An 8,739-nucleotide genomic window follows, 5' to 3' on the forward strand; every position below is an offset into this window, starting at 1 on the left:
GCAACAAACGAAGAGGCGAGCAGCACGGCGGCGAGTCTTTAACGTACGGCCGGGGGCGGCGCCGCGTCGGGCGCCTCCGGCAGGGTGTCCGCGAGGTGGCGGGCCAGCACCCCGAGGGCGGCCGCCGAACTCGCGTACTGCACCACGGTGCACAGCGGCACCCCCGCCACCTCGCGCTCCAGCACCGGCAGCAGTCGCCCGCCGATCCGCCCGGGATGGGTGAACGCGTCCCACCCGACGTGCGTGGCGGCACCGATCGCCGCCGAGAGGGCGAAGGTCGCCGCCCCGACCGGGCCCGGCTCGGTGGCGGCCAGCGCGCGCCCCGCCCACCGGTCGGGCAGCAGCCCGAGCACGGGGCGGCGCAGCGCCAGCTGCCAGCCGCCGACCAGTACGCCGGCCAGCGCCACGTCCACCGTCGGCACCGCCCACCAACGGTGCGTCAGCGCCCCGTGCCGGAACAGCCCGCCGTGCCAGGAGGCGGCGAAGAACGGCAGGTCGGGCGCCATCGACCCGGCCACCAGGCCGGAGGCGACCAGCGGCCCGCGCCCGCGCAGTCCGCGCAGCAGCGGGAGCACCGCGACCGGGTGGCTGAAGGTGAACGGCATGGTCCCATCCTCCCCCAGCCGCCCCGCCGCGTCCTGCCGGTCACCGCCGCGGGTCGGCCGCGCCGACCGACGGACCGGCCAGGCCGGCCGGTGGGCCGGTCCGGTCACCCGGTCGGCCGCCCCGCCTCCAGGTAGCTGGGCACCCCGGCCTGTCGCGCCTGCAGCGCCCCGCGCAGCCGGGCCAGCCGACCCGGCGAGAGCAGCTCCGCCGCCTCGGCCAGGGTGACGAACCGCCAGGCACGCAGCTCGTCCGGGGGCAGCCGCAGCTCCTGCTGCTGCCCCGCGCTCAGCCGGCCGCCGTCGTAGACCAGCCGCATGCCGCCGCGGTGCTGGTCGCGCCGCGGTTCCCAGTCCACCGCGAGCAGCCGCAGTGCCTCCGGCACCAGGTCCACGCCCAGTTCCTCGGCCGCCTCGCGGACCGCTGCGCGGGTCGGCGCCTCGCCTCGCTCCACCACGCCGCCCGGGAACTCCCAGCCCGGCTTGTAGACCGGGTCCACCAGCAGCACCCGGTCCCGCTCGTCGAAGAAGAGCACCGCCGAGGCCGTGGTGTCGCCCGCGGAGTCGGTGCTGCGCACGATCGGGCAGCGCGCGCTCCCCTCCTTGACCAGTGCGGCCAGTGTCTGGGCCACCTGGCGCGGGGTCAGCCCGCCGGTGTCCAGCACCTGCGCGTCCCGGTGCAGCCACTCCTTGGACCGCTCGTACTGCGGCAGGTGGTCGTAGCGCCGGCGGCGCACCCGCTCACTGGCCTGCGGATCGCCCGGCACCTCCTCGCTCCCCGCGATCCGCGCGCGCAGGATCGTTTCCTCAGCGTCCAGCACGAAGTGGTGCACGGTCAGCCCGCGGGCCGCCAGCGCGCCGAACATCTCGTCCCGGTACTCCTCGCGCAGCACCGTCATCGGCACCACCAGGGTGCCCGGTGCCTCGGCGAGCATGGCTGCGGCCACCTCCGGCACCAGTCTCCGCCAGGCCGGCAGGTCCTGGAAGTCGGTGACCTCGGCCAGCCGCCGGGCCGGCAGCAGGCGGCGCAGCGCGAAGCCGACCACCTCCGGATCGTAGAGCGTGCTGTCCGGCAGCAGCTCGACCAGTTCCCGACAGGCACTGGTCTTGCCCGCCCCGAACGTCCCGTTGACCCAGACGATCACACATCCCCCTGTCCTAGGGCGGCTCCGGCGCGGTGGAGCCCGCGCGCTGCGGCTTCCTCCCGGGTGGTACCCGTCGGGCCGGATCCCTCACTCCTGGTCATCTGACGCACCGTCACGTGACGGTCCGCCACCCTACGCACCCGCTGGTCGGGCGCACCACCCGCCGTGGCGCGCACGCGGTCGTACGCCGGGTGCGCGCGCCGTGCGCCGGTCACTTCTCGGTGGCCCAGAGCGCCGCCGCCGCCGCGCCGACCAGACCCGCGTCGGCACCCAGCTCCGCCGGCTCGATCCGCAGGCCTCGCACGTAGGACAGCGTCGCGTACTCCGCGAGCCGGGCCCGCAGCGGCCCCAGCAGCAGCTCACCGGCGTGCGCCACCCCGCCACCGATCACCACCACGTCCAGCTCGACCAGGGTGGCCGTGGCCGCGATCCCGGCGGCCAGCGCCTGCCCGGCGCGCGCGAAGGCGGCGAGCGCCCTGGCGTCCCCGGCCCGCGCCGACTCGGCCACCCCGACCGCGCTCGCCCCCGCCGGCCCGGGGCGCCAACCCGCCGCCAGCGCGCGGCGCGCGATCGCGGTGCCGCTGGCCAGCCCCTCCAGGCAGCCGCGGCCGCCGCAGGCGCACGGGTCGCCGTCGAGGTCCACGCTGATGTGGCCGATGTGCCCCGCGTTCCCGCTCGGCCCCGGGTAGAGCGCGCCGCCCAGCACCAGGCCACCGCCCACACCCGTGGAGACCACCATGCACAGCGCGTTGCCGAAGCCGCGGGCCGCCCCGCGCCAGTGCTCGGCGGCCGCCATCGCCACCCCGTCGCCGGTCAGCACGCCGGGCAGCCCGCCGGTCAGCCCGGCCAGCTCGCCGAGCAGCGGGAAGTCCCGCCAGCCGGGGATGTTCACCGGGCTCACCGTGCCCCGCAGCGTGTCCAGCGGCCCCGCACTGCCCACCCCGACCAGCCGCACCCGGTCCCACTCCGCACTCGCCCGCAGCTCCCCGACCACCTCGGCCAGCGAGCCGAACACCTGCCCGGCGCTGCCGCCCGCCCGGGTCGGCCGGTCGACGCGGTGGCGGACCTCGCCGTCCTCGGCGCCGACCAGCGCGCCGGCGATCTTCGTCCCGCCGATGTCCACCGCCAGCACCAGGGCCTGGCCGTCCGCCGTTCGTCCACCAAGCATCGAACGTCCGCTCTCTTCCCGGCCCGGCCCCGCACGGCCCGAACCCGCCGCCGACCCTACCCGCTCGACACCCCGTCAGCTCCGGCGGCACCACGGACCCCACCCACCACAGCACCGCATCGCTCCTGGACAGCAGTGGTCGGCCGGATCGAGAATCGATCCATGAGTGCACCAGAGGCCCGGACCGACGCGGCGGCGTCCGGCCTGCTCGACCGCCCCTCGGAGGCCGACCGGGACCGCGCGCTCGGGATGCTGCGGCAGAGCGCGGGCGACGGCCGGCTCTCGCACGACACCTTCATGCGGCGGATGGAACTGGTGCTCACCGCGCGCAGCCGCGGCGAGCTCGACTCGGTGCTGGCCGACCTGCCCAGCGACGGCCCGGTGGCCCGGCTCGCACTGCGCACCGTGGGCCGGCTCTCCTCCTTCACCGTCCGCCTGCGCGACGCCTGGCGCACCGAGCGCCTGCCCGGCCTGACTCTCCCCCGACTGGGCCCGCCCGCCCTCCGGATCGGCCGCGCCCCCGGCAGCGACCTGCGCCTGAGCGACTCCTCCGTCTCCCGCAGCCACGCCGAGCTGCGCCGCGAGTCCCACGGCTGGGTGCTCTACGACCTCGGCTCCACCAACGGCACCTGCGTCAACGGCCACCGCGTCACCGGCGCGGTGCCGGTCCGCCCGGGCGACCGGGTCGCCTTCGGCAACCTGTCGTTCCGCCTCGCGGCGGGCTGACGGGGCCTCCGACTGACGTGGCGTCAGCCGAACGGTCCGGCCCGCGCGCGGGCACCGGGCGGGCCGCCTAGCCTTGTCGGGACAGGCTCGTCCGTCCCCGAAGGGTCTTCGCGATGGCGCACCGGTTCCGGCGGTGGGGCGGTGCCGTCCTGCTGGCCGGCCTGGTCGCCCTGGCCCCCGGCCGACCCGCCACCGCCGACGAGCCGCACGAACACCCGCACCCCACCGTCACCGCCTCCCCCTCGCCCGCCCCGCAAACGGTCTGCGCCACCGCCAAGGCCTTCCTGGACGCGGGCGAACCCGACCGCGCGGAGGCGCTGTACGCCCAGGTGCCGCCACTGGGGAAGGACGACTGCGCGGTGGCGGGGACGGCCGCGGTCGCGGCCCAGCGCCGCTACGGCACCGAGCAGGTGCACCAAGGACAACTCCTGCTCGGTCAGAGCAACCTCGGGGGCGCCGAGTCCGCCTTCGACAATGCGCTCAACGCCGACCACCACGACAAGGCCGCCCAGGCGGGGCTGGCGCAGATCGCCGTCCTGCGCAACGGCTCGCTGGCCACGTCGGGCTCGCGCTGGGACTCGTTCTACTCCGACTGGGTCCGGCCGATCCTGAAGCTGCTGCTCCCCATCGTGGTAGGGACCGTGGTGTTGTGGGGGCTGGCGGGCTTCGTCTCGCGCTGGCTGGTGCCGGTGGACTCGGTGGAGTGGCAGCCCGGGCAGCGGCGGTTGGTCAGCCTGACCGGCGTCCTGCTGCTGCTCGCCGTCACCGTGCTGCTGCCGGTGCACACGATGTTCCACCAGGTCGACCCGGGGCCGGGGCTCGACCGGCTGATGCTGTGGCTGGGCATCGCGGTGGTGGCCGTCACGGTGATCTGCCTGGTCGACGCCGCCCGCCACATCGCGCTCTCGAGGACCTCCGAGCCCGAGCGCACCGGCGACGAAGCCGAGCGCAGGCCCAGGATCCCGCCCCTGCCCGCCTGGTGGCGAACCGTCCGGCAGTGGGACACGCTGCTGGTCGCGCTCCTGGCGGTCGGCCTGCTCGGGCTCGGGCTCGGGACCGAGCTCCACCACCGCGGGTCGGAGAACCTCAGCGCCCTGGTGGGCTTCGCCACCCTCACCCTGCTCGGTGTCCTGCTCACCAGCGCGGCCTGGGGCCAGCGGCTCCGCTTGCAGGTCGACGTGCAGAAGCCGGAGGGCGTCAACGATGCGGGGGCCACCGCCTACCTGCTCGCCCGGATGCGCACGCTCGGGATGAGACGCCGCACGGCTACAGCACCCCGCCCTCCGCCTCGCCGCTGTCCGCACTGAGCAGTGCGGACCTGAGCGCGATCCCGGCGGGCCGGATCGTCGGCGCCCTGGTCCAGGTCTACTTCACCCTGCGGCCCGACCTGACCTGGCGAGCCACCGTCACCGAACTGGACGTCAACCGCGTCTCGGTGCGGCTCACCCGCAACGGCCGACACGCCGAGAGCATGATCATCAGTCGGCTGGACGCCGGTCTGCCCCCGGTCCGGGAGGACGGCACCCCCGCCGAGGCGGTCACCTCCAAGGAGCGCGCCCAGGCGCAGCTGATGACCGGCGCCGCCGCCTACGTCCTCGTCCGGCTCCGGGACCGCCACCACGAGGTACGCCACGGTCTGTACGGCGCGACCGCCTGGGAGAGCGTCGCGCTCCAGGTGATCGCCACCAGTCAGGCGCTGATCGACAGCGAGACGGACAAGGTGCGCCTGCTGACCGCGGCCACCTACCGGGACCCCGACTACGCGCTCGCGCACTTCATGGCCACCCCGCCGGACCAGCGGGACCATGCTGCCTTCGCCAAGATGTTGGACGACTACTGGAAAGCGGTGCCGCCCGCCGTCAAGGACCTGCACAGCTGGCCGCTGCTGAACGTCCGGATCCTCTACAGCAGCGCCACCCAGTGGCTCAACGCCTATCTCGCCGGCAACCCGCTGGACGAGGATCCGCTGAACCACGCCGCAGCAGCCTCCACGGCCCTCACCGCGGCGTGCAAGCATCACGAGCCGGTGTCGGAGGAGGGTGGACGCCAGCTCGACCACATGCGCCCGTTCGCCGAGAACCTGGCCCGCAGCATCGCGGTCCTCCAGCTCCGGCAGGCGAAGCCCAAGGAGGAGCACAGCCCGCTGAACGATCCCGAGCGATGGGAGCACCCGCACCGCCGACTGCCGTTCTCCCCTCAGCACTACTGGGACTACGCGTTCCTGGACTCGTTCCGGGCGGAAACCACCGGGGGCACGTTCGGCCGGCAGGCCGTCGAAGACCTCCGCCTGGCCCTGGTGACCGAGGAGGACAAGGCGTACGCCCGGCACGATCCCTGTTTCGAGCAGCTGCACCACGACCCGGACTTCCGGAACCTGGTGGGTCTGCCGCCCGCCGACTTCTCCGACCTGCCGGTCTTCGCAGGCCTTCGGGACGAGCTCAGGTCGAAGAAGCTCAGCACCGCCGCAGCCCTGAGCGCGGCACCGGTGGCTTCGGTCGCAGCTGCCCTGCGGGTCACCCCCGTCCGCGCGACGGGCCTGATCGACGTCGCCCGGCTGGCCCAACTGGACCCCGCCACCCTGGGCCGGCCCGGGGCGCTGTACCTGCTGCACAGCATCGGCGTCGACTCGCCCGAGGAGCTCGCCGAGCGGGCCTGGCGCGATCCCGCGGACCTGATCCGCTCGCTGCGCCGGGCAGCGGCCACGTACCGGCTCTCCGCCGAACCGGCCGTCCACGCGCCCGGCACCTGGCTGGCCGCCCTCGGCCTCGACCGGGCCCGCACGGAGGCCGCACTGAAGGCCGCCCGGCCCTAACCCTCCAGCAACCGCTTCTTCAGCACCTTCCCCATCGCGTTCCGCGGCAGCTCCCCCACCAGCACCACCTCGCGCGGCCGCTTGTGCACCGAGAGCCGCTCCGCGACGAACGCGCTGAGCTGGTCCCCCGTCACCTCGCCCGCCGCCACCACGAACGCCACCACCCGCTGGCCCAGGTCCGCATCGGGTGCGCCCACCACCGCGGCGTCGGCCACGGCGGGGTGGTCGCGCAGGGCGGCCTCGACCTCGCCGGCGCCGATCTTGAAGCCGCCGCTCTTGATCAGGTCCACCGAGGCGCGGCCGACGATGCGGTGGAAGCCGTCCGGGCCGATGGTGGCCACGTCGCCGGTCCGGAACCAGCCGTCCGCCGTGCGCACCTCGGCGTCGGCGGCCGGGCGGTTGAGGTAGCCGTCGAACAGCGTCGGGCCGCTCACCTGGAGCTCGCCCACGCTCTCCCCGTCGCTCGGCACCGGCTCGCCGTCCTCGCCGACCAGGCGGGTGGCGATCCCGGCCAGCGGCAGGCCCACGCTCCCGGGACGGCGCTCGCCGTCGGCCCGGGTGCTCACGGTGATCAGCGTCTCGGTCATGCCGTACCGCTCGATCGGCCGATGGCCGGTCAGCGCGGCCAGTCGCTCGAAGACCGGTACCGGCAGCGGGGCGCTCCCCGACACCAGCAGCCGGGCCCCCGCCAGGGCCTGGGCGGCGGGCTCGTCCGCGACCACCCGGGACCACACCGTCGGCACGCCGAAGTAGAGCGAACCCCCGGCCTTGGCGTAGGCCTCCGGGGTCGGCCGCCCGGTGTGCACCAGCCGGCTGCCGGTGCGCAGCGCGCCGAGCACGCCGAGCACCAGTCCGTGCACGTGGAACAGCGGCAGCCCGTGCGCGAGGGTGTCCTCCGCCGTCCAGTCCCAGGCCGCGGCCAGTGCGTCCAGGTCGGCCGCCACCGCCCGGCGGGACAGCACCGCGCCCTTGGGCGGTCCGGTGGTCCCGGAGGTGTAGAGGACGAACGCGGGCCGCTCCGCCGCCGGCTCGGGCAGCCCGGCGTCGTGCCGCTCGGCCAGGTCGACCGGCAGCGCCTCGACACCCGCCGACGCCGCGTCGGCCACCCCGTCCCCGCCGGCCAGCAGCTGGGCACCGCTGTCCCGCAGGATGTGGTCGCGCTCCACCGGACCGGCGTCCGGCGGAACCGGCACCACGGGCACGCCCGCCAGCAGGCCGCCGACCACGGCGACCACGGTCTCGGCGGTCGGCCGGGCCAGCACCGCGAGCGCCTGGGCCCCGCCCACCCGGGCCGCCACCGCACCGGCCGCACCGAGCAGCTGCTCGCGGCTGAGCGGGCGGCCGTCGATCCGCAGGGCGTCGGGGGCGTCGCCGTAGCTGCCCTGAAGTGCCGTCAACAAGTCCACGCCCGCACTCTAACGGCCGCAGGGCGGGTTCCCCACCCGGGAAACCCGCCCTGCGGCACCGCTGATCCGTGGTGTCAGCCCTTGCGGGTCTTGACCTCGGTGGTGAGCTGGGGCAGGACGTCGAACAGGTCGCCGACGACGCCGAAGTCGACGAGCTCGAAGATCGGCGCCTCCTCGTCCTTGTTGATCGCAACGATCGTCTTGGACGTCTGCATGCCCGCCCGGTGCTGGATCGCACCCGAGATGCCCGCCGCCACGTACAGCTGCGGCGAGACCTGCTTACCGGTCTGACCGACCTGGTTGGTGTGCGGGTACCAACCCGCATCCACCGCCGCCCGCGAGGCACCCACCGCCGCGCCCAGCGCGTCCGCGAGCTCCTCCACCACGCCGAAGCCCTCCGCCGCACCCACACCGCGACCGCCGGACACCACGATCGCGGCCTCGGTCAGCTCCGGACGCCCCGAGGAGACCCGCGCCGTGCGCGAGGTCACCCGCGCCGCGTTCCCGGTGAACTCCACCGCGACGCTCTCCACCACCTGCTCCACCGGCGCCGCCTCCGGCGCCGCGGCGTTCGGCTTCACCGTGATCACCGGCGCGCCCTTGGTCACCGTCGACTTCACCTGGAACGAGGCCGCGAACACCGACTGCGTGGCCACCGGACCCGACTCGCCGGCCTCCAGGTCCACCGCATCGGTGATGATGCCCGAACCCAGCCGCAGCGCCGTGCGCGCCGCAACCTCCTTGCCCTCACCGGAAGAGGTCACCAGCACCGCACCCGCACCACTGGCCCGGGCGATCTGGGTCAGCGCGTCGACCTTGGGCACCACCAGCAGGTCCGCGAACTCGCCACCGTCGGCCACATAGGCCTTCACGGCACCGT

At 75.0% G+C, this 8,739-nt stretch carries 8 protein-coding genes; 3 read left to right on the top strand and 5 right to left on the bottom strand.

All coding sequences use genetic code 11. The features are described from left to right. Nucleotides 1–38 precede the first annotated feature (38 nt). The 3 genes from ACFW1A_RS34685 to ACFW1A_RS34695 all read right to left on the bottom strand — a co-directional run bounded on the left by ACFW1A_RS34685 (nucleotide 39) and on the right by ACFW1A_RS34695 (nucleotide 2,915). Complete coding sequence (locus ACFW1A_RS34685) at nucleotides 39–605, bottom strand: DUF4184 family protein (RefSeq protein ID WP_380416292.1); 567 nt, start codon at nucleotides 603–605, stop codon at nucleotides 39–41. Nucleotides 606–709: 104 nt separating this feature from the next. Continuing rightward, on the bottom strand, nucleotides 710–1,747 hold the full coding sequence (locus ACFW1A_RS34690) for an NUDIX domain-containing protein (RefSeq protein ID WP_380416294.1): 1,038 nt from the start codon (nucleotides 1,745–1,747) through the stop codon (nucleotides 710–712). 211 nt (nucleotides 1,748–1,958) lie between these two features. After that, the gene (locus ACFW1A_RS34695; protein ID WP_380416297.1) at nucleotides 1,959–2,915 is read right to left on the bottom strand and encodes an ROK family protein; all 957 of its coding nucleotides are present in this window, start codon (nucleotides 2,913–2,915) and stop codon (nucleotides 1,959–1,961) included. Between the two features lie 162 nt (nucleotides 2,916–3,077). On the opposite strand from ACFW1A_RS34695, the gene ACFW1A_RS34700 reads away from it, so the two are divergent. The 3 genes from ACFW1A_RS34700 to ACFW1A_RS34710 all read left to right on the top strand — a co-directional run bounded on the left by ACFW1A_RS34700 (nucleotide 3,078) and on the right by ACFW1A_RS34710 (nucleotide 6,453). Beyond that, nucleotides 3,078–3,641 carry a DUF1707 and FHA domain-containing protein gene (locus ACFW1A_RS34700; protein WP_380416299.1) on the top strand — a complete coding sequence of 188 codons (564 nt, stop codon included), beginning with the start codon at nucleotides 3,078–3,080 and terminating at the stop codon, nucleotides 3,639–3,641. Between the two features lie 113 nt (nucleotides 3,642–3,754). Then, on the top strand, nucleotides 3,755–4,948 hold the full coding sequence (locus ACFW1A_RS34705; RefSeq protein WP_380416302.1) for a hypothetical protein: 1,194 nt from the start codon (nucleotides 3,755–3,757) through the stop codon (nucleotides 4,946–4,948). A gap of 164 nt (nucleotides 4,949–5,112) precedes the next feature. Beyond that, the gene (locus ACFW1A_RS34710) at nucleotides 5,113–6,453 is read left to right on the top strand and encodes a hypothetical protein (RefSeq protein ID WP_380416304.1); all 1,341 of its coding nucleotides are present in this window, start codon (nucleotides 5,113–5,115) and stop codon (nucleotides 6,451–6,453) included. On the opposite strand, the gene ACFW1A_RS34715 is transcribed toward ACFW1A_RS34710, so the two are convergent. Further along, nucleotides 6,450–7,859, bottom strand: coding sequence for an acyl-CoA synthetase (locus ACFW1A_RS34715; protein ID WP_380416305.1), 1,410 nt, complete (start codon nucleotides 7,857–7,859; stop codon nucleotides 6,450–6,452). The genes ACFW1A_RS34710 and ACFW1A_RS34715 overlap by 4 nt on opposite strands. Before the next feature lie 74 nt (nucleotides 7,860–7,933). Next, on the bottom strand, nucleotides 7,934–8,739 hold an 806-nt coding region (locus ACFW1A_RS34720; protein WP_380416308.1), incomplete at its 5' end, for an electron transfer flavoprotein subunit alpha/FixB family protein.

The sequence above is a fragment of the Kitasatospora sp. NPDC058965 genome, from assembly GCF_042741245.1.
In the GTDB taxonomy this organism is placed as follows: domain Bacteria; phylum Actinomycetota; class Actinomycetes; order Streptomycetales; family Streptomycetaceae; genus Kitasatospora.

Bases quoted from the DNA above. Each gene is read 5' to 3' on its own strand.
- ACFW1A_RS34705 (WP_380416302.1), top strand. From the start codon at position 3,755: ATGGCGCACCGGTTCCGGCGGTGGGGCGGTGCCGTCCTGCTGGCCGGC.
- ACFW1A_RS34685 (WP_380416292.1), bottom strand. From the start codon at position 605: ATGCCGTTCACCTTCAGCCACCCGGTCGCGGTGCTCCCGCTGCTGCGC.
- ACFW1A_RS34695 (WP_380416297.1), bottom strand. From the start codon at position 2,915: ATGCTTGGTGGACGAACGGCGGACGGCCAGGCCCTGGTGCTGGCGGTG.
- ACFW1A_RS34710 (WP_380416304.1), top strand. From the start codon at position 5,113: ATGATCATCAGTCGGCTGGACGCCGGTCTGCCCCCGGTCCGGGAGGAC.
- ACFW1A_RS34700 (WP_380416299.1), top strand. From the start codon at position 3,078: ATGAGTGCACCAGAGGCCCGGACCGACGCGGCGGCGTCCGGCCTGCTC.